The organism is Streptomyces sp. NPDC092369, assembly GCF_044755245.1.
Taxonomy (GTDB): domain Bacteria; phylum Actinomycetota; class Actinomycetes; order Streptomycetales; family Streptomycetaceae; genus Streptomyces.
In genome coordinates, this window is sequence record NZ_JBIVQP010000006.1 from 292,911 (window position 1) to 312,029 (window position 19,119).

Consider the following 19,119-nt stretch of genomic DNA (forward strand, 5'->3'; position numbering starts at 1 on the left):
GCTAACCGACCTTGGCCGAATCCGCCTCCGCTGGCTCCCCCTCCGCCGCTGCCAGGGCTCGGTTGCGCCGCACCGACGACCAGAAGGACCAGCCGATCAGGACCACGCCGACGAGACCGGTGATGACCTCGTTGATCTGGTACTGGATGGTGACCATGAGGATCACGGCCAGCGCGCCGATCGCGTAGTGCGCGCCGTGCTCGAGGTAGACGTAGTCGTCCAGCGTGCCCTGGCGGACCAGGTAGACGGTGAGCGAGCGGACGTACATCGCGCCGATGCCCAGGCCCAGCGCCATCAGCACGATGTCGTTCGTGATGGCGAACGCGCCGATCACGCCGTCGAAGGAGAAGGACGCGTCCAGGACTTCGAGGTACAGGAACATGAAGAACGCGGCCTGGCCCGCCAGTACCACCGGTGCCCGCTTCCGCCCGCTGCGCTCGGCCGCCTCCTGCTCCTCCTGCTCGCGCTCCTCCTCGGCCTCCAGGCGGTCCTCGAAGAAGCCGGAGAGCCCGCCGACGACCATGTAGGTGATCAGGCCGGCGATGCCGGAGATGAGGACCGTCTGCGCCTTGTCCGCGTGCCCGCCGCCGTGCTGGTGGGCGTGGGTCGCGAAGGTGAACGACGTGATCAGCAGGACGATCAGGGCGATGCAGACCGACAGCATGTCGACCTTGCCGAGCTTGGCAAGCGGGCGCTCCAGCCAGCCCAGCCACTTGATGTCCCGGTCCTCGAAGATGAAGTCGAGGAAGATCATCAGCAGGAACATGCCACCGAACGCGGCGATCGCCGGGTGCGCGTCGGTGACGAGCTGCTGGTACTGGTCCTTGTCGGTCAGCGCGAGGTTGACCGCATCGTACGGATTCTTCTTGGCGGTGATCGCGACGATGGCCACCGGGAAGAGCAGCCGCATGCCGAAGACGGCGATCAGGACGCCGACCGTGAGGAAGATCGTCTGCCAGAAGGGCGACATCTTCTTCAGGATCCCGGCGTTGACCACCGCGTTGTCGAACGACAGCGAGATCTCCAGGACGGTCAGGATCGCGATGACGCCGAACGCCGTCCACCCGCCGTACAGCACTCCTACGGCCAGTCCGAGCGCGGTGGCCACGAACGACCAGCGGAAGGTCTTCAGAAGCACCGGTTGCCCCTTCCTGTCTCCGTTGTCGTGCGGTCGCCCGCGGACCGGGCATCGAACAGCCCTGACCGTCACCGGCGTTGTCTATCATGGCCGTCTGTCGCCCGGGTGTCGCGGCGAGCCCCCGGGAACGGACGCGCGTCGTCCGTCGCCGTCAGTCGTCTTCTGTGGTCGTCCGTGGGGACGAGGGGGTGTGATCGTCGTAGCGATACGCCCGGGCGCGGGCATACGTCACCGGGAGTACTGGCTGATCGGGTCCGCCGTCGCTGTCACCGCCCTCCTGACCCTGCACTCCCTGGTACCCAACCGCCCCGGACATATCGGCAGCGCCCTGGAGACGTTTCTGCCGTGGCTGGGCGTGGCGGTAGCGCTGCTCGCCTGCCTCGCGCTGATCGGACGGTCGGTGCGGGGGCTCCTCGCCTGTCTGCTGCCGACGGTCGCGTGGCTGTGGCTGTTCGCCGGGCTGTGGGTCCCGTCGGGCGCGTACGACCTGAGCGTCGTCCAGCACAACGTGGCCGACGACAACTCCGACCCCACCGGCACCGCCCGGGCGCTGCGCGCCACGCGCGCCGAACTGGTGGCCGTGGAGGAGCTGACGCCCGCGGCGCGGCCTTCGTACGAGAGAGTCCTGAGCGTCTCCCACCCCCATCGGGCGGTCCGCGGCACGGTCGGGCTCTGGTCCGCGTACCCCCTCTCGGACGTGCGGGCCGTCGACATCCGGCCCGCGGGTTTCCCGGACGGGTGGCAACGCGGTCTGCGGGCCACGGTCGCCGCGCCCGACGGCGAGATCGCGGTGTACGTCGTCCATCTGCCGTCGATCCGGCTCGGCGCGGGCGGTCTCGCGTCGGCGGCGCGGGACGAGAGCGCGGCGCTGCTCGGCGCCCGGATCGCGGCCGAACCGGCGGACGGGCTCCTGGTCGTCGGCGACTTCAACGGCACCGTGCAGGATCGCGGCCTGGACCCCGTCATCTCCCAACTCACCGCCCCCGGCTCGGGGTTCGCGTTCAGCTGGCCGGCTTCCCTGCCGGTGGCCCGGATCGACCAGGTGCTCGGCAGGGGGGTCGAGGTGACGGAGGTGTCGGCGCTGGACGCGACCGGGAGTGATCACCTTCCGGTGGTGGGACGCGTACGACTCGGGTAGGGCGGCAGGCCGACGGCGGCGCCCCTGCCGCCGCTGGATCCCCCGTTGCTCCCCTACAGGCCCACGTCCCGGCTGCGGATGTCGTCCAGGGACTCCCGGCGCACCAGGAGGCGGGCGTGGCCGTCGCGGACCGCGGCGACCGGGGGGCGGCCGACGAGGTTGTAGGTGGAGGCCATGGAGAGGTGGTAGGCGCCGGCGACGGGGACGGCGAGGAGGTCTCCGGGGCGTACGTCCGCGGGGAGTCGGACGTCGGTGGCGAGGGTGTCGCCGGCCTCGCAGTGGCGGCCCACGACGGTGACCGGGACGCGGTCGGTGGTGGTGCGGCGGCCGATCAGGCGGGGGGCGTAGCGGACGCCGTAGAGGGCCGGGCGGGGGTTGTCGCTCATGCCGCCGTCCACCGCGACGAAGGTGTGCGTGCCGGTGCGTTTGACGGCGAGCACGTGGTAGAGCGCGATGCCCGCGGGTCCGGCGATGGCGCGGCCGGGTTCGATGGTCAGGCGGGGTACGGGCAGGCCTGCGGCGGCGCAGGCGTCGTGCAGTTCGGCGCGGACCCGGCGGGAGAGGTCGGTGAGGTCGAGGGCCGGTTCGCCGGGACGGTAGGCGATGCCGTGGCCGCCGCCGAGGTCGAGTTCGGGCAGCACCAGACCGTGCTGATCGTGCAGCCGGGCCATGAGGCCGACGACGCGGCGCACGGCGGCCAGGTACGGCTTGACCGTGGTGATCTGCGAGCCCAAGTGGCAGTGCAGACCGGTCAGTTCGAGCTGCGGCTGGTCCAGGATGCGGGCGATGGCGTGCTGCGCGTGCCCGTCGGCGATGGACAGCCCGAACTTCTGGTCGTCCGTGCCGGTGCGGATCTTCTCGTGGGCGCCCGCGCTGACCGCCGGCACCACCCGGACCATGACCTTCTGGTGACCGCCGTGCCCAACTGCCGCCGCCAGCCGGGCAATCTCCGACGGACTGTCGATGACGATGCGGCCGACACCGAGGCGCAGGGCCATCTCCAGGTCGCGCGGGGACTTGGCGTTGCCGTGCAGCACCGTCCGCTCGGGCGGGAAGCCGGTGGTGACCGCCAGCTCCAGTTCGCCGGCCGAGCAGACGTCGAGGCCGAGGCCCTCCTCCTCGATCCAGTGGACCATCGCGCGGCACAGGAACGCCTTGGCCGCGTACAGGACTTCGGCGTCCGGGAAGGCGTGCAGATAGGTACGGCAGCGGTCGCGCACCTCGGCCTCGTCGAGGACGTACACGGGCGTGCCGAAACGGTCGGCGAGCTCCGCGAGCGGTACGCCGCCGACGGACAGTTCGCCGGGGTGCGGCTCGGTGGTGGAGGCGGGCCAGACCGACAGGTCGTCGGCGAGGCGGGCGACCGAGGGGTCGTGAACGGTGGTCATCTGGACAGCCCTCTCTCAGCCGACGCGCAGCGCGAGTACGACGGGGACGACGGGGACGACGGGGATGAAGGGGACGGCGGGGTTCGCCGGCCGCGCGGACCGGGGCGTGGACACAGGAGCGGGAGCCGGGGCGGGAGCCGAGGCCGGGGCCGTGAACTGGGGATCCACCGTGACGGTGGTGACGCCGAGGGGCTCGTTGAGCGCGCGCAGGGCGGGTTCGGCGAGCCTGATCCACGCCTGTCCTGCGCCGAGGGTCGCGGTCAGTCGCCGCGCGGAGGTGAAACCGACCGCTGTGCGGTCGCCCAGCGGGGTGCGGAAGACGCGGGTCACGCACCCCGACGGACCCGGCCGGACCGGGACGTACAGGGGTCCGGCCGGGAACCGATCGGAGGGTTCGGGGTCCTCGCCGTAGCCGGTCTCCGTCATGGAATGCCTCCAGGGCATGTGGGTCGCCGGCGTGTGTGGGTCGCCGGCGCAGGTGGGTCGCGAGCGCATGGGGGTCTCTTGCGACGGCCCCGACGCGGGGAGGCGAACGGGGTGTGCGAAGGACGCTATGCCCGCACTCCCCCGCTCTGTCCCGCCCGCCGACGGCTCATGACGCGATGCTGACGGAGATCGCGTGGACGCTGACGTGCTGCTTACGCGGGCGGGCGGGTGGGGGCGCGCAAGGCGTCAGGAGGGCGCCAAAGTCCGGCGTACGGGGTGGTCGTGCGGGGCGCGCGGGAGTGTGATGGAGGCAGTACCCGCGAGGTGCGCGGGCACGAGGAGCGGCGGAGCCATGTCTGATTCCGGTAGCGGTGACGGCCTGCCGGGAGCGGTTCGTGTGGTGGCCGGTGTGAGCGGCTCGCCGGGCAGTCTGACGGCTCTGCGCCGGGCGGCCCAGGAGGCCGCGCGCCGGGGCGGCGAGCTGTGGCCGGTGATCGCGTGGGAGCTGCCGGGCGGCGAGTTCCACGCGGCGCGCTCGTCCGTGCCGCCGCTCCTGCGGGAGCGCTGCGAGCAGCTCGCCCGGGAGGAACTCCTCGACATCCTCGACACGATGTTCGGCGCGGCCGGCCCCGGTGTCCCCCTGCACGCCCTGGTCGCCCGTGGCCGCGCCGGTCAGGCCCTGGTCCGGATCGCCGACCGCGACACCGACGTCCTGGTCCTCGGCGCCGGCCACCGCGGCCGCCTGCGCCGGCTCCTGTCCCCCTCGGTGAGCCACTACTGCCTCACCCACGCCGGCTGCCCGGTGCTCGCGATACCCCCGTCCCCACTGGAGGCCGACCTCGCGGCCGTGTGCCGCCGCAACAGCCGGCATCTGCGGCTGGACGACGGGCAGTTGACGCAGCGGCCTCGGGGGCGGGGGCGCATGCGGGACGCGTGAGGGCGGGGCCATCGGGCCCACTTGCCCTGCCGGGGTCATGGGCTCGTCTCGCCCCGCACGACGTGAGTCGGTCGCCCCGCCCGAGGTCAGTCCGTCGTCTCGCCCTGCGCGATCTCGATGTTCTCGTGCACCTGCAGCGCGACCGTCACCGCCGTAGCGCAGGAGAGCAGCGCGCAGGTGGTGAGGAGCGCGGCGATCCAGGTCCGGGCGCGCGGGGGTACGGGGCTGAGGAGCGCCGTGACCCGGTGCGGGACCGGGCCCGTCGCCACCCCGGGCAGGACGGACGGGTGCGGCGAGGGCGCGGACGAGGCGAGGGCCGCTCGGGCGATGGCCCGGGCCGTGAGGCGGCGGTCCCCCACCGCGCCGGCGGCGGCCTCGTCGGCGGCCCGCTCCGCGGCGAGCCGGATGGCCGCGCGGACCGGACGCAGCGCGGGGTGGCAGTGGGCGGTCAGCTCGGCGGCGGCCAGGAAGTAGTGGTGCCGGCCCGCGTTGTGGGCCCGCTCGTGCGCGAACAGCGCCTCGCGCTCCGCCGCGTCCAGGCTGCGCAGCATGCCGGTCGTGACGACGATGCGCCCCGGCCGGCCGGGCAGGGCGTACGCGTCCGGGTGCGGTGAGTCCACGACGCACAGGTCGCCCGCCGCGGGCCTGCGGTCGGCCTCGGAACGGGCCGCGCGGAAGCCGGTGACCTGCCGCAGCACCGAACGGCCCAGGGTGAGGGCCCCGACGGTGAGCAGGCCGGCGGCCAGGGCCGCGAGCGGAAGGGTCAGGTGGGCGGACGGGGTGCGCAGGGGGTGGGTCAGCTCGCCGAGCGCCGCGAACGCCGGGATCTTCAGCAGACCGGTGAGCGCGAGTGTGCCGAGCGCGGCGACCGTGCCGCCGGCCAGCAGCAGCGCCGAGGCGGTCAGGGTCCACAGGGCCGCGACCGGCGGGCAACGGTCCAGGATCCGGCGCGCCAGCGGGGGCGCGGCGAACGGCAGGAGCAGCGGGACCAGGAGCAACAAGACCTGGAGCAGGGGCACTTGGAGCGGCGGGATCACCAGCGGCGCGGGCGTCATTCGCCGTCCTCCAGCAGCCGGCGCAGCACCTGCTCGTCGTCCGGGTTGAGCTGTGCGACGAAGCGGGCGAGCACGGTCTCGCGGTCGCTGTCCCGGTCCAGTTCGCTGTGCATACGAAGAGCGGTGAGGCCCTGCGAGTCCTGGACCGGCCGGTACGCGTACCCGCGCCCCCGCCGCTCCCGCTCCAGCGTCCCCTTCTCGTGCAGCCGGGACAGGATCGTCGTCACCGTCGTACGCGCAAGGCCGGACGCGAGTTCCGTCTGGACCTGCGACGGGGTGAGCGGCGCGCCGGCGGCCCACAGCGCGGCCAGCACCGCCGCCTCCAGCTCACCCGCGGGCCGGCGTTCGTCCTTCTCGTCGGACTTCTCGTCGGACCTGTCGTCGGGCTTCTCATCGGTCATGGGGAACGATCCTCACCCTCAGATCGTCTACAGTGTCGTAGACCGTCTACAGAATTGTAGTCGGCGCGGAAGTGTTCGAAAGGGTGCACGCGATGACCACAGCCGCATCCCTATCGTCGCAGCTCGCGGTGAACACGCGGGACGCACGCTCCCTGCGGGCCGGGTTCGGCGTGCCGGACGTGGGTGCGGGCGCGGGTGAAGGCGTGGGTGTGGGCGCGGTGACGGTCCCGGTGGCTGCGGTGGTCTCGCCGGAAGTCGCCGCTGCCCCTGAAGCCGCCGCCCCGGTGATCCCCCTGCCTCCCACACCCCCTCCGCCCTCTCCGCCTCCAACCCCCACGGCATCGTCATGAACCGCCGGGACGCCGCCGAGCTCGCGGGCAGCGTGGGCGTGGGCGCGTGGACCGGGTTCGGTGTGCTGGCGATGGTCGTGGTGGGTGGTGACGGGGCTCCGCTGTGGCTGGACGGCACCTCGCTGAGCTGGTCCGTCGGGCACCGCCCGGACATCCTCGTGGCGCTGGCCCGCGGGGTGACCGCGACGGGTACCGGCGTCGTCCCGTACCTGCTCGTCGTGCTGGCCGGTGTGGTCGCGGGCCGGACCGCGCGCGGCCGGCTGACGGCCGCCGCCCTCGCCCTCGTCTGCCTCGCCTCGGGCCAGGCCCTGCGGTACGGCGTGCGGGATCTCGTCCACCGTGCCCGCCCGCCGCAGGCCGACTGGGCGACGACGCACGCCTCCGGCTGGGCGTTCCCCTCCGGCCACACCACCACGGCCGCGATCACCGCCGGGCTCCTGATGGTCGCCCTCTCCCTGCGCGCCCCGCGCGGCGGCCGGGCCCTCGCGGTGACCGCCGGCTGCTGGGCCCTGCTGGTCGGGGCGAGCCGCGTCTATCTCGGGGTGCACTGGCTCACGGACGTCATCGGCGGCTGGCTGTTCGCCATCGGCTGGCTGGGGATCTGCCTCTGCGTGATGGCTCATCGGCTGCCGGGGTGGTTCATATCGAGCACGACCACCGGGGCGCCGGGCGACGGGACCGCGGGCTCGGCGGACGGCAGGGCGGACGGTACGGCCGACGGCAGGGCCGGCCGCGCCGCCGGATGACCCGTGGACCCGCGTCCGGGTGAGGTCGCCGCCCGCCCCGCGTAGGTGCCCGCGCCGTCCCCGGATGAGTACGTGTGCTCAGGACCGGCACCGACGGCCCGGTCACCATGGCCGTATGAGCACACGGGGAGCACTTCTGACCGCCGCCGCCGTCCTGACCGCCGGTGTACCGGTGGCCACTTGGGGGCTGATGGGCCGACAGGACGCCGACGGGTTCACGGCGTCCGAACTCGACTACGCCCACCGGCCGCCGTCCGTCACGGACGGCACGGCCGCGCTGATCGGCGCGCTCGCGCTGGCGCTGGTGGTGGCGGCCGGGGCGCTGTTGGCGCGGGCCGACAACGGCGGGGCGCTGGACCGGCGTTGGTGGGGGGTGCTGGCGCCGCTGGTGGTCGCCGGGCTGATCGTCGGAGCGGGGATACGGGTCATGACCGCGGGGGTGGTCGGGGCGAACATCGGCGCCGGTCTGACGATCCTGTTCGGGGGTCCGGCCGTGGCCGCCCTGGTGCTGTGGGCGGCGGGCCGGAGCTGGTGGCTGACAACGCGTCACCCACACGAGGGCAACCGCCGCGACGGAGGCGACGAAGAAGGGCGAATCATCCGAATCGCCCCCGACGGAGCGTCACTTCCGGGATCCTGATCACACCTCACAGGTTCTGAAGGCACGATCTCGAAACGAACGACCCCAACCGCGCGTCCTCTTTGGCACACGATCCCGAGACGCGGAACCTGGTTGTCCACGGCCCGGGCACGCACGGCCCGGAAGCCCCCCACAGCCCAGGTACGCATGATCTTGACGCGCACGACCTCCGTCCACCGGCCCACCGTCCCGAAAGGACTCCACCCATGGCCACACCGCTCTCCGCCGCGAAGACCCTGACCGCCTTAAAGGCCGAGGGACTCACCGTCCACGAACACGCCGGCTGGAAGACCCACAACCGTGACGCGGCGACCGGCAAATCCTTCGGTCCCGTGATCGGCGTGCTGATCCACCACACCGCCGGACACGGCGACAAGGAGCTCTGCTACAAGGGCAGATCAGATCTCCCGGGCCCGCTGTGCCACGCCTGGCTCGGCAAGACGGACGGACTGTGGATGATCGGCCACGGCCGCACCAACCACGCCGGCTCCGTCGACCTCGACGTACTGAACGCACTGCGCGAGGAGAAGTCGCTCCCGCACGACGACCAGGCCAACGCCGACGGCAACGACGTGCTGTACGGCCTGGAGATCGAGAACCTGGGCAACGGCAAGGACCCCTACCCGGACGCGCAGTACCGGCAGGCCGTGCTGTGGGCCGCCGCGCTGTGCCGGGCGCACGGCTGGTCGGAGAAGTCCGTCGCCGGACACAAGGAGGTCCAGCCCGGCAAGATCGACCCCAGCTTCGACATGGACGACTTCCGGGCCGACGTGAAGAAGCAACTCGCCCTCACGGTCGGCAAGTCCACCCCTGGCAAGCCGCTCCCCGGCAAGGCCAACAAGCCCCGCGTCGACCTCTCCCGACTGGTCAAGGCGGCGAAGACCGACCCGGGCGCCAAGCAGGGTCACGTCAGCTACATGGCGGGCACGAACCTCGTCGAGGCGGCACTGGTCAAGCTGGGCTACCTGGCCAAGACCTACGCCGGCGACGGCTCCTTCGGCTCCACCACGGTCGCCGCGTACGCCAAGTGGCAGCACCAGCTGCACTACACGGGCGCCGACGCGAACGGCATCCCGGGCAAGATCTCCCTCGGCAAACTCGGCGACGCGTCCGGCCTGTTCACCGTGGTCGCCTGATACCGGCGGCCAAGGCCACCGGTATCAGCCGCCACGCCCGGCCCACGCCTCGCACACGTCCTCTCCCTACCACCCACATCTTCCGGCGGTATCTTCCGGCTGTATCTTCCGGGCGGTCCCGGGGTCTTGTCCGAAAAGGACCTCCCCGGGACCGCCCTGACGGCTCTGTGGAGTGAGCGCAACCCGGAGGAGGCATCTCCATGGCCAAGCATCTGGTCGTCTGCTGCGACGGGACCTGGAACATCGCCGACCAGCAGTCCAAGACCAACGTCACCAAGGTGGCCCTGGCCGTACGGCCACATTCGGCCGTGGGCACCGAGCAACGGGTCTACTACGGCAAGGGCGTCGGCACCCTCCGCGGTGAGCGGCTGCGGGGCGGCGCCTTCGGAGCGGGCCTTTCGCGCAACGTCCTGGACGCGTACCGCTTCCTCGTCCACACCTACCAACCCGGCGACCAGCTCTACCTGTTCGGGTTCAGCCGGGGCGCGTTCACGGCCCGCAGCCTGGCGGGGCTGATCCGCAACTGCGGCATACCGCGCCCGGAGCACGCCGACCGGATCGGGGAGGCGTGGGCTCTGTACCGCAGCCGCGCCAACAGACCGACCAGCGTGGCCGCGACCCTCTTCCGCCGGGCGTACTCCTACGAGACCGAGATCCGCTTCATAGGCGTGTGGGACACGGTCGGCGCCCTCGGCATCCCGGCGCTGCCCGGCCCCCGCCCCTTCCGGTGGCTGGTCGAGCGGTTCAACCGCCGCTGGTCCTTCCACGACACCGAGCTGAGCAGCTGGGTGAACGGCGCCTTCCACGCCCTGGCCATCGACGAGCAGCGCTCGGCGTTCGCGCCGACGCTGTGGCACCAGCAGCCCGGCGCGTTCGCGAAGGGCCAGGAGCTGAAGCAGGTCTGGTTCGCCGGGGTGCACACCGACATCGGCGGCGGCTACCCGGAGTCGGGCCTGTCCGACATCACCCTGCACTGGATGGTCGACCACGCCCGCGCGTACGGCCTGGAGTTCGAGGCCGACGCGTTCACCTCCGGAGGTTCCGACCGGTCAACGGCGGGCCGGCCGGAGCCGGAGACGGTGGATCAGGACCCGGATCCCACGGACGCGGACGACAGCATCGAATTCACCGTGGACCCCAGCCCGTCGGGCCCCCTGCACAACTCCCGGACCGGCCTGTACCGCCTCTCGAAGCCCCTCCACCGCCCCATCGGCCGCGCGACCGACAAGAAGACCGAACTCCTCGACGGCCGCGAGTACCTGGCCGACACGGCCCTGCTGCGCCGCCGGGAGGAGCAGGCCGACTACGACCCGCCGGGGCTCGACGACTACCTCAGGGACTTCGGCGAACAGCACATCGAGCGGGTGCCGCTGCCGCCCGACTGATCGACACCGCCGACCCGTACAGATTTCTTGTACGGGTGACAGAGGGTGAACGTACGCGCCGGGACGGGCAGTTCATCCGGCAATCGCCTCCGTCGAGCAGGGCGGCGCCTGCCTCGAAGTCGCCGCCTCACCCCGCACGATCCACGTCCGCGACTCCAAGCACACCGGTGGCCCCACCTTCACCGTCACCGCCGACACCTGGACCGCGCTCCTCGCGCCTGCCGGCCGCCGACAGCGCCAGGGTCACCGAGATCGACGCCGCCGCCATCATGGGCATCGCCGTTGCCGGTGAGGTGAGTTGGGCCGCCGAGCCCGCCAGTGCCGCGCCCACGCCCTGCATCGTCAGCATGCCGGCGCCCCTCAACCCGAGGGCGTGGCCCGCGAGTTCGTCGGGAGTGAGGGACATCAGGCGTTCCTGCTGGGCCAGGCTCGCGCCGTAGCCGACGGAGGCGACGGTGGTCAGCGCGGCGGCCCACAGCAGCGCCGGTCGCAGGGCGAAGAGGAGATACGGCGTGGCCAGGAGGAGGAGCAGCGGGGTGGCCAGCCGGGGGCGCCACGCGGGCGGTACGAGGCGGCCGACGGTGACATCGCCCACGAACATGCCCAGCGCCCCGCACGCGAACAGCACACCGGCGGCGTGCGGTGCGTAGGAGACGTAGAGGGACTCGATGCCGACCACCAGGCCGTTGGGGATCCACAGGCCCAGGTAGGTGAGGCGGCGGGGGCGCGAGGACCAGAGGAGGGCGTTCGTGTGCCAGGTCGCCTTGACCGACGGGCGGCCCGCGGTGCGGGGCGGACGGGCGGTCAGGCCCAGCCGGAAGACGAGGGCCGCGACCGCGTACAGGGCTGCCGCCAGGAGCAGGCAGACGCGCGGTGACAGGACCGCCAACAGGGCGCCGCCCAGCGCGAACCCGACGACCTGCGTCAGCCCGAAGACCATGTTGAAGACCGAACGCCCCAGTACATAGCCGTTCTTGGGCAGGATCTCGTTCAGCAGGCCGCCGCTCACTCCCCCGCCCAGCGAGGCGACCAGGCCCTGGAGGAAGAGGATGCCGAAGACCGCCCCGATCGGCAGGCCGGGCAGCGCCAGCAGCACCGTCACCGCGGCGAAGGCCAGGTTCATGCCGGTCAGGGTCGCCCGCGGCGGCAGCCGGTCGGAGCCCGAGAGCAGGAAGGTCGCCCCGACCATCTGCGCGAGCTGCGGCCCGAACATGCTCAGCGCCGACAGCAGCGGTGAGTCGGTGGCCCGGTAGACCATCGTGGCGAGGGCGAGACCGCCGATCGTCAGGGCCGCGCCCTGCGCGGTGAACGCGGAGAAGAACGGGGTGTATTCGGGCGTGCGGAAGAGCTCGCGGTAGCTGCGCATGGGCGGAGTCTGCGGGGGCGCGCAGCGGCGTCGTATTCTTTCGCGCGGACGCGCAACACCGGGGGGTGCGCATGGGGTGGTGGCAGCTCAACGCGGACACGCTCGCCCGCAGCCGCTTCGTCATCTCCCCGTTCGCCGAGACCTTCGCGGCCCTGAAACTGCTGCACGCGGGCACGGCCGCGCACCCCGGTGAACAGGCCTGGCTGCGCGACCAGTTGCCCGGCTACCGCGCCCGGCTCGCCGCCGACCCCGTGACCGCGCAGCTCGTCCACGCGGGCCTGGGCCGCTCCTGGATCGCCGACTTCCTCTGCCCCACCCAGAAGGACGGCGAGGGCTTCGAGGAGGTCGTCGCCCGCGTGCGGTCCGCCGACCCGGCCGCGGCCCGCGCCCACCTCACCGTCTCCACCCCCGGCCCGCTGCCCGCCGTACTGGACCGCGACGACCTCCCCGACCGGGCCGCCGCGCTCCTGGAGTACGTCTGGACCGAGACCGTACGACCGGACTGGGACCGGCGTCGGCGGGTCCTGGAGGCGGACGTGGTCGCGCGGACCGCGCAGGTCGGCCAGGGCGGCTGGGCGGCCGTACTGGACTCCCTGCATCCCGGGCGGATGCGCTGGCTCGGCGAGAACCGGCTCCAGGTGAACCGGCAGGAGTACCCGCCCCGCGAGATCTCCGGCGCCGAACTGGTCTTCATGCCGGTCACCCCGAAGACCGGCTGGGTGTCCTGGGAGGAGGCCGAGATCTACGCGCTCGTCTACGCCTGCGCGGGCGCCCTCGCCGACCCCGGCAACCGGACCGTGCCCACCAGCCTGGGCGCGCTGCTCGGCGCCGCCCGCGCCGGCGTCCTCGTCCTGCTCGACTCCCCCATGAGCACGAGCCAGCTGGTCGCGGTGACCGGCCAGGGCCTGGGCTCGGTGGGCCGCCATCTGAAGGTGCTGCTGGACGCGGGTCTCGTGGAGCGGCGGCGGGCCGGGCGGTCGGTGCTGTACTCGCGGGCGGCGGCCGGGGAGGTGCTCGTGGAGGCCCAGAACCGGGCCGACACCGAGCGGAGTTAGCATCCGCTTATGACGACTACAGATGGTTCTTCCCCCCTCGACGTCGAGATCGGTGCCCTCAAGGGCGGCTCGGCGGACCTCTCCCAGTACGCAGGACAGGCGGTCCTCATCGTCAACGTCGCCTCCAAGTGCGGCCTGACCCCGCAGTACACCGGCCTGGAGAAGCTCCAGGAGCAGTACGCCGACCAGGGCTTCACCGTCCTCGGCGTGCCCTGCAACCAGTTCATGGGCCAGGAGCCCGGCAGCGCCGGGGAGATCGCCGAGTTCTGCTCGGCGACGTACGGCGTGACCTTCCCGCTGACCGAGAAGGTCGAGGTGAACGGCGAGGGCCGGCACCCGCTCTACCAGCGCCTCACCGGCTTCGCCGACGCCGAGGGCCACACCGGCGACATCCGCTGGAACTTCGAGAAGTTCCTCATCGGCCGCGACGGCACGGTCGTCGCCCGCTTCTCCCCGAAGACGGAACCGGATGCGGCGGAGGTCGTGGCGGCGGTAGAGGCACAACTCGCCTGAGCGAAGGGGTGAGAACCGCCGGCTGAGATCCGGCGGCCACCCCTTCAGCCCGCCCGACGGCTGAGACCGGGCAGCCACCCCCTCATCCCAACCGGCGGCTGAGGTCCGGCGGCCACCCCCTCAGCCCGTCCGGCGTTTGAGGACGAGGCCGTTCAGGCCGAAGCGGGGGCCTGGGGGCGGCAGCCCCCAGAACGCCCGCCCCGGCCGACGGTCACTCCAAGCCGACGGTCAGTTCAGGCAGGCGGTCACTCCAAGCCGACGGTCACTTCAACTCGTCCGGACACGGAGTGCCCCGCGGCAACTGATAGGGCGCACCCAACCGATACGTCCCCGCCTTCGGCGCCACCAGGATCGTCCACTTGTCGCCCTTGTCGTCCTCTTCCGTCTGCATCAGACAGCCGTTGACGTTGTCGAACGACTTCGGCGTGCCGTCGGCCCGGTGCTTGGACGCCTGGGTCTCCTGCGGTGGCTTCACGCCCTTGCCCTTGGCGTCGACCAGGCCGAGCCACGGCGAGTAGGGGACGCGGATCAGGATCCGGCCGGGCGTCTTGACCTCGATGGTCAGCTCGCCCTGCTCCGCGCGGTCGACGGTGGCGGGCGAGTCCGCGAGCGGGGTCGGGTCGGTGACCTGGAACAGCTGCCAGTTGGCGTCGCCCCAGATCTGCTTCAGATACGGCATCCCCCGCTGCACCAGCTGCCGCTCGCGCGCGCCGCCGTCGCCGTCGGGCTGGTCCTTGGGCAGCACGACGAAGTGGACGGCCCAGCGCTGCAGCCACTCGTGGTAGTTCGCCGAGTTGAGGGTGTCGTCGTAGAAGAGCGGGTTGCGCTCCATGTCGGCCTGGCGGTTCCAGCCGCGGGCGAGGTTGACGTAGGGCGCGAGCGCGGAGGCCTCCCGGTGGGAGGCCGCGGGCACGACTTCGACCCGGCCCTTGGCGGCGCCGACCTCCTGGAGTTCGTTCACCAGGGGCGCCAGCTCGCGCGTCCAGGACGCGGTCGGGGTCGTGACGACGACGTCGTCGACCGACTTGAAGCCGATCCAGAAGGTGAAGCCGACGATCGCCAGCACGGTCACGTACCAGGTGCGCGAGCGCGGCACCATGAACGGCAGCGCCGCGACCAGCGCCACGCCCGCGAACAGCATCGCGAGGCGGGTGATGTTGGAGCCGATCTGCGAACTGACCAGCCACACCCCGAGGACGGCCAGGCCGTACACCGCGGACGTCAGGCGGACCGTCTTCCACTCCTTGGGGACCAGCGCGAAGACGAGGACGGCCGAGATGAAGGGCAGGATCATCGAGCCGAACTTCATCGGCTGCGTGCCCGAGAACGGGAACAGCCAGGCCGAGACGGCCACGACCACGACGGGCGCGATCCCCAACGCCCAGGCGCCCGGGCGGCGCTTCTGCAGGAACAGGGCCACCGCCACCAGCCCCACGAACAGCCCCGCCACCGGTGACGCCATGGTCGCGAGCGCGGCCAGCGGGGCCGCGCACAGGGCCTTCGCCCAGCGTTTGTAGCGCCAGCGGTGCGGCCAGCAGAAGACGACGGCGACCGCGCCGAGCGCGAAGACGGTACCGAGGCCGTACGTCACCCGGCCCGAGGCCGCGTTGCACAGGAAGGCGAAGACGCCGGCGAGCGAGGCCCACAGCGGATTCCGCACCGACCGGCTGCGCAGCAGGATCAGCGTCAGCAGCCCCGCCGAGATCGTGCCGGCGATCATCATCGTCGTACGGACGCCCAGGACGGACATCAGATACGGCGACACCATGCTGTACGACACCGGGTGCATACCGCCGTACCAGGCGAGGTTGTACGCGGAGTCGGGGTGCCGGCCGACGAACTCGGCCCACGCGTCCTGGGCCGCGAGGTCGCCGCCACTGTTCGCGAACGTGAAGAACCAGGCGATGTGCAGGACGCCGGACAGCGCCGTGAAGGAGAGCACCGGGTGGCGCAGGAAGCGCTCACGCAGGGCGGACACCACGGCGGGGGCCCTACCTGGCAGCCGGGTCTCCCACCCCTCGGACCGTGCCTCGGGCACGCGTATTCGCGGGCCGGATACCGGGCCCGGATCGGCGTCGTCGGCACGTGTCGGCTCCGCTGTGGCCACCTGAAGGCACTCCCCGTGGTGTCCCGTCTTCTGTTCAGGTCTTCTTCTCGTTCAGGTCTGCCGTCTGTGCGCGTCCCGAGCGCTCCGGCCTGCCCCGTTTCGTGACGCTAGCACGCACCCCGCCGGGGAGCGCCCGGGTGGGGCCCACCGACGGGGTGCGCGGGCGGCAGATGTCTCGCGGCGTTCCGGATCAGCCGATACGCGTCAGCTTGGCGGTGAAGCCGGGCTCCGTGAGGTCGGACCGCAGGGTGACCGGGACCTTGACCGCGCCGCCGGAGCCGTCGCCCACGGTGAGGGTGCCCACCTTGGTGCCGGCCTTCGCGGTGTGCGGTACGTCGTCGGCGGCGAAGGACAGCTTCACCTTGAGGCCGGCCCAGCCGACCGCGGTGACGTCCTTGGTGAGCACGACCGGGGTGTGGCCGCCGAGGCCGTCGTCCACGTAGCCGACGACGGTGCCCTTCTTCAGGATCTTCGTCGAGGTCAGCGCGTCCTGCGCGGCCAGCATCGCGGTCTTGCTGACGGCGTTGACCGTGTCGATGATCGGCGCCGTGTGCTGGCCGAGGATCGCGCCGACCACGGTGACCGTCTCGCCGCCGACCTTTTTGGTGGCGGCGAACAGGAGGTTGCCGCCGGCCTTGGTGGTCGTGCCCGTCTTGATGCCGAGGGCGCCGTTGTAGGGGACGAGCCGGTTGTAGTTGTTCCAGGTCTTGCCCGACGGGTCCTTCCAGCTGGGCAGCTTGGTGATCTCCATCAGCGCCGGGATCTTCACCAGCTCGTTGCCGAGCTTCACCTGGTCCGCGGCGGTGGAGACGGTGGTCTCCTTGAGGCCGGAGGCGTCGGTGTACTTGGTGCCCGTCATGCCGAGTTCCTTGGCGGTGTCGTTCATCTTCTTGATGAACGCGGCCTCGGAACCGGCGTCCCAACGGGCCAGCAGACGCGCGATGTTGTTCGCGGACGGGATCATGATCGCGGACAGGGCCTGCTGTTCGGTGAGTATGTCGCCCTTCTTGACGGTGTTGAGGGTGGACTCACCGTCCTTGTCGTAGCCGCCCTCCTTCTCCGCCAGCGCGTCCACGGTGATCTTCTCGCCCTCGGCGCCCGCCTTCAGCGGGTGGTCCTTGAGGACGATGTACGCCGTCATGGCCTTGGCGACCGAGCCGATCGCGACGGGCGTCTGCTTGCCGAAGGCGCCCATCGTGCCGATGCCGTCGATGTCGAGGCTGCCCTGGCCCTCGGACGGCCACGGGAGGTCGGCCTTGCTGCCGTCGAAGGTGTAGGAGTCGTCGGCGGTGAGCTGGAGCGAGGGGGTCGGCAGCGGGCGCATGGCCTGCACGATCGCAAACACGACTGCCAGCAGCAGGACCAGCGGGGTCCAGATCTTGACCCGCCGCACGAGCGTGCGGACCGGAGTCTGGGGCGGCGGCGGGGTGTTGGTCAGCTCGGCCAGCAGATCCAGCGGCGGCTTCGGCGGCAACGGCTGCTGAGTGGTCCGCTCGGGCCCGACCTGCGGAACGGGCGCGGTCGCGTCGGCCGGCTTCCGCACCGGCGGCTGGTCGAGCGGCTTGAGCGCGACGAACTTGCTGGTGCGCTCGGCTTCCTGCTCGGGAGCTTTGGCGGCGGGCGCCTTGGCGGGCGGACCCGCCTTGACCGCGTCGGCGGGCTTGGGGGTGTCAGCAGGCTCAGGGGCGTCAGCAGGCTTGGGGGCATCGGATGTCTTGGCGGCATCGGATGCCTTCGGGGCCCTGAAGTCGCCGAGCTTGAGCATGGTGGTCGGCTGGTCGAGCTGGGGCCGCTTGAGCATGGTGGTGTGCTGATCGACAGCGGGTTCCCCGGCCACGCCGTCATCGTCACCACCGCCCTCGGACGCGTCCTCGGCATCGGCGACCTTGCCTCCGCCCACCGGCGCGTCTTCCGGCTCGCCCGCGTCCGCCCGGCTGCCGTCGACAGGCGCGTCCTCGGGCTCATCATCGGCGACAACCGCGTCGGCGGGCTCCGGGGCCCTATCGCGAGCCTCATCGCGCACGCCTACGCCCACCGGCGCGTCTTCCGGCTCGCCCGCGTCCGCCCGGCTGCCGTCGACAGGCGCGTCCTCGGGCTCACCGTCGGCGACGGCCGCGTCGGCAGGCTCCGGCGCCTTATCGCGAGCCTCAACGCGCACGCCTGCGCCCATCGGGGCGTCCTCGGGCTCGGGCCCGGACTCGGACTCGGCCACGTCCGCCCGGCCGGCGCCCACAGGAGCGTCCTCAGGCTCATCGTCCGCGGCGACCGCGTCGGCGGGCTCCGGTGCCTTATCGCGAGCCTCATCGCGCACGCCTACGCCCACCGGGGCGTCTTCCGGCTGGACTGTGTCCGCCCGCCCGGCCCCCGCAGGGGCATCCTCAGCCTCATCGTCCCCGGCGACCGCGTCGGCCGGCTCCGGAGCCTTGTCGCTCACGTCGGCGTCCGTACGAGCGTCCTCGGGCTCGGTCACGTCCACCGGGACGGCGTCGACCGGCGCGTCCTCGGGCTCGTCGCCCCCGGCCTCGTCGTCGGCGGCCTCGTCGGCCACCGCAGCGGCCTCCTCGGAGTCACCCCCGGTCCCGCCGGCGCCCTCGGAGCTCTCGGCGTCCTCGGAATCATCGGAGGACTGAGAGGTCCCGTCGCCGGACGCGCCCGCGTCCCCGACCGCCCCTTCGCCTCCCTGAACAGTCCCGCCGCCTTCGGCACCCTCGGCACCCTCGGCACCCTCGGCACCCTCGGCACCCTCGGCACCCTCGGCGCCCTTGGCACTCTCGGCGGACTCATCGACCTCGGTCGACTCCGCGTCCGCCTCCGACTCCGCGTCCGCCTCCGACTGGGCCGCGTCCGGCCCGGCCTCGGGTTCCGCGTCCGGCCCGGCCCCGGGTTCCGCGTCCGTCGCCAGATCCCGTACCGAGAAGACCCGCGTCGCCGTGTCCACCCCGCCCCGGGCGCCGGCCTCCGGCGCGGGGGCCGGCCGCTCCGGGTCCCTGCTCACCGCCAGGCGCGGATCGCGTTGCCGCGTCCTCGCCTCGGGAACCGGACCCGCGCTCCCCGACGTCGATTCGATCGACGACTCGCGCTGCTTCGACCTGTCGGGGGACTCGCCCGCCACCGGTGCCTCCTCCTTGCCGCACGCCGTCCGCGCGGCTACCGAACCGTCTGACCGCCCGCTCGGACTACGCCTCCCCGACGCTGTCCGAACCATGTACCAGTGTCCTGTGTGCGGGCTTAACCTCTGCGGTAGACGAGAACGACATACCTACCGGTTCCACTACAAAGAGGTCACGCACCCTCGACAGACCAATGTGAGAGGGGTCACCCTGTCTTTCATCCACGCG

16 protein-coding genes and 1 pseudogene are annotated in these 19,119 nt (G+C 72.1%); 9 read left to right on the top strand and 8 right to left on the bottom strand.

The window, feature by feature from the left end; genetic code table 11:
- Position 1 precedes the first annotated feature (1 nt).
- Positions 2 to 1,138: a DUF475 domain-containing protein gene (locus ACIQI8_RS33260; RefSeq protein WP_402358705.1), complete on the bottom strand. Its 1,137-nt coding sequence runs from the start codon at positions 1,136 to 1,138 to the stop codon at positions 2 to 4.
- A 193-nt stretch (positions 1,139 to 1,331) separates the two neighbouring features.
- On the opposite strand from ACIQI8_RS33260, the gene ACIQI8_RS33265 reads away from it, so the two are divergent.
- A complete protein-coding gene (locus ACIQI8_RS33265) occupies positions 1,332 to 2,276 on the top strand; it encodes an endonuclease/exonuclease/phosphatase family protein (protein WP_402359708.1) in 945 nt (314 codons plus the stop codon).
- 53 nt (positions 2,277 to 2,329) lie between these two features.
- On the opposite strand, the gene lysA is transcribed toward ACIQI8_RS33265, so the two are convergent.
- Positions 2,330 to 3,664 carry a diaminopimelate decarboxylase gene (gene lysA, locus ACIQI8_RS33270; RefSeq protein WP_402358708.1) on the bottom strand — a complete coding sequence of 445 codons (1,335 nt, stop codon included), beginning with the start codon at positions 3,662 to 3,664 and terminating at the stop codon, positions 2,330 to 2,332.
- 15 nt (positions 3,665 to 3,679) lie between these two features.
- Positions 3,680 to 4,090: an SAV_915 family protein gene (locus tag ACIQI8_RS33275; RefSeq protein WP_402358711.1), complete on the bottom strand. Its 411-nt coding sequence runs from the start codon at positions 4,088 to 4,090 to the stop codon at positions 3,680 to 3,682.
- Positions 4,091 to 4,442: 352 nt separating this feature from the next.
- Here ACIQI8_RS33275 and ACIQI8_RS33280 point away from each other — a divergent pair, with 352 nt between their 5' ends.
- Positions 4,443 to 5,027 (top strand): universal stress protein, encoded by a 585-nt coding sequence (locus ACIQI8_RS33280; RefSeq protein ID WP_402358714.1) that lies wholly within the window; start codon positions 4,443 to 4,445, stop codon positions 5,025 to 5,027.
- Positions 5,028 to 5,113: 86 nt separating this feature from the next.
- Here ACIQI8_RS33280 and ACIQI8_RS33285 read toward each other — a convergent pair whose 3' ends face one another.
- Both ACIQI8_RS33285 and ACIQI8_RS33290 read right to left on the bottom strand, forming a co-directional pair.
- Entirely contained in the window at positions 5,114 to 6,082 is a 969-nt protein-coding gene (locus ACIQI8_RS33285; protein WP_402358717.1) for a M48 family metalloprotease, read from the bottom strand.
- Positions 6,079 to 6,483 (bottom strand): BlaI/MecI/CopY family transcriptional regulator, encoded by a 405-nt coding sequence (locus ACIQI8_RS33290; RefSeq protein ID WP_402358720.1) that lies wholly within the window; start codon positions 6,481 to 6,483, stop codon positions 6,079 to 6,081. The genes ACIQI8_RS33285 and ACIQI8_RS33290 overlap by 4 nt, the downstream gene beginning before the upstream one ends.
- 346 nt (positions 6,484 to 6,829) lie before the next feature.
- Between ACIQI8_RS33290 and ACIQI8_RS33295 the strand changes: the two genes are divergently transcribed.
- The 5 genes and pseudogenes from ACIQI8_RS33295 to ACIQI8_RS33315 all read left to right on the top strand — a co-directional run.
- On the top strand, positions 6,830 to 7,579 hold the full coding sequence (locus ACIQI8_RS33295; protein WP_402358723.1) for a phosphatase PAP2 family protein: 750 nt from the start codon (positions 6,830 to 6,832) through the stop codon (positions 7,577 to 7,579).
- A gap of 115 nt (positions 7,580 to 7,694) precedes the next feature.
- Positions 7,695 to 8,219, top strand: coding sequence for a hypothetical protein (locus ACIQI8_RS33300; protein WP_402358726.1), 525 nt, complete (start codon positions 7,695 to 7,697; stop codon positions 8,217 to 8,219).
- 206 nt (positions 8,220 to 8,425) lie between these two features.
- Positions 8,426 to 9,355, top strand: coding sequence for an N-acetylmuramoyl-L-alanine amidase (locus ACIQI8_RS33305; protein WP_402358729.1), 930 nt, complete (start codon positions 8,426 to 8,428; stop codon positions 9,353 to 9,355).
- A 200-nt stretch (positions 9,356 to 9,555) separates the two neighbouring features.
- Positions 9,556 to 10,740 carry a DUF2235 domain-containing protein gene (locus tag ACIQI8_RS33310; RefSeq protein WP_402358732.1) on the top strand — a complete coding sequence of 395 codons (1,185 nt, stop codon included), beginning with the start codon at positions 9,556 to 9,558 and terminating at the stop codon, positions 10,738 to 10,740.
- Positions 10,741 to 10,822: 82 nt separating this feature from the next.
- Positions 10,823 to 10,900, top strand: a pseudogene (locus ACIQI8_RS33315) (DUF397 domain-containing protein); the annotation flags it as partial.
- Here ACIQI8_RS33315 and ACIQI8_RS33320 read toward each other — a convergent pair.
- Entirely contained in the window at positions 10,868 to 12,106 is a 1,239-nt protein-coding gene (locus tag ACIQI8_RS33320) for an MFS transporter (RefSeq protein WP_402358735.1), read from the bottom strand. The pseudogene ACIQI8_RS33315 and the gene ACIQI8_RS33320 overlap by 33 nt on opposite strands.
- A 71-nt stretch (positions 12,107 to 12,177) precedes the next feature.
- Here ACIQI8_RS33320 and ACIQI8_RS33325 point away from each other — a divergent pair, with 71 nt between their 5' ends.
- Complete coding sequence (locus tag ACIQI8_RS33325) at positions 12,178 to 13,161, top strand: ArsR/SmtB family transcription factor (protein WP_402358738.1); 984 nt, start codon at positions 12,178 to 12,180, stop codon at positions 13,159 to 13,161.
- Positions 13,162 to 13,170: 9 nt separating this feature from the next.
- The gene (locus ACIQI8_RS33330; RefSeq protein WP_402358741.1) at positions 13,171 to 13,674 is read left to right on the top strand and encodes a glutathione peroxidase; all 504 of its coding nucleotides are present in this window, start codon (positions 13,171 to 13,173) and stop codon (positions 13,672 to 13,674) included.
- 262 nt (positions 13,675 to 13,936) lie between these two features.
- Here ACIQI8_RS33330 and ACIQI8_RS33335 read toward each other — a convergent pair whose 3' ends face one another.
- Complete coding sequence (locus ACIQI8_RS33335) at positions 13,937 to 15,781, bottom strand: MFS transporter (protein ID WP_402358744.1); 1,845 nt, start codon at positions 15,779 to 15,781, stop codon at positions 13,937 to 13,939.
- 190 nt (positions 15,782 to 15,971) lie between these two features.
- Complete coding sequence (locus ACIQI8_RS33340) at positions 15,972 to 18,893, bottom strand: D-alanyl-D-alanine carboxypeptidase (protein ID WP_402358747.1); 2,922 nt, start codon at positions 18,891 to 18,893, stop codon at positions 15,972 to 15,974.
- Positions 18,894 to 19,119 lie beyond the last annotated feature (226 nt).

Excerpts from the sequence above, each read along its gene's own strand:
- ACIQI8_RS33285 (WP_402358717.1), bottom strand. The coding sequence starts at position 6,082 with ATGACGCCCGCGCCGCTGGTGATCCCGCCGCTCCAAGTGCCCCTGCTC.
- ACIQI8_RS33320 (WP_402358735.1), bottom strand. The coding sequence starts at position 12,106 with ATGCGCAGCTACCGCGAGCTCTTCCGCACGCCCGAATACACCCCGTTC.
- lysA (WP_402358708.1), bottom strand. The coding sequence starts at position 3,664 with ATGACCACCGTTCACGACCCCTCGGTCGCCCGCCTCGCCGACGACCTG.
- ACIQI8_RS33310 (WP_402358732.1), top strand. The coding sequence starts at position 9,556 with ATGGCCAAGCATCTGGTCGTCTGCTGCGACGGGACCTGGAACATCGCC.
- ACIQI8_RS33290 (WP_402358720.1), bottom strand. The coding sequence starts at position 6,483 with ATGACCGATGAGAAGCCCGACGACAGGTCCGACGAGAAGTCCGACGAG.
- ACIQI8_RS33295 (WP_402358723.1), top strand. The coding sequence starts at position 6,830 with ATGAACCGCCGGGACGCCGCCGAGCTCGCGGGCAGCGTGGGCGTGGGC.
- ACIQI8_RS33275 (WP_402358711.1), bottom strand. The coding sequence starts at position 4,090 with ATGACGGAGACCGGCTACGGCGAGGACCCCGAACCCTCCGATCGGTTC.
- ACIQI8_RS33280 (WP_402358714.1), top strand. The coding sequence starts at position 4,443 with ATGTCTGATTCCGGTAGCGGTGACGGCCTGCCGGGAGCGGTTCGTGTG.
- ACIQI8_RS33305 (WP_402358729.1), top strand. The coding sequence starts at position 8,426 with ATGGCCACACCGCTCTCCGCCGCGAAGACCCTGACCGCCTTAAAGGCC.
- ACIQI8_RS33300 (WP_402358726.1), top strand. The coding sequence starts at position 7,695 with ATGAGCACACGGGGAGCACTTCTGACCGCCGCCGCCGTCCTGACCGCC.
- ACIQI8_RS33330 (WP_402358741.1), top strand. The coding sequence starts at position 13,171 with ATGACGACTACAGATGGTTCTTCCCCCCTCGACGTCGAGATCGGTGCC.
- ACIQI8_RS33325 (WP_402358738.1), top strand. The coding sequence starts at position 12,178 with ATGGGGTGGTGGCAGCTCAACGCGGACACGCTCGCCCGCAGCCGCTTC.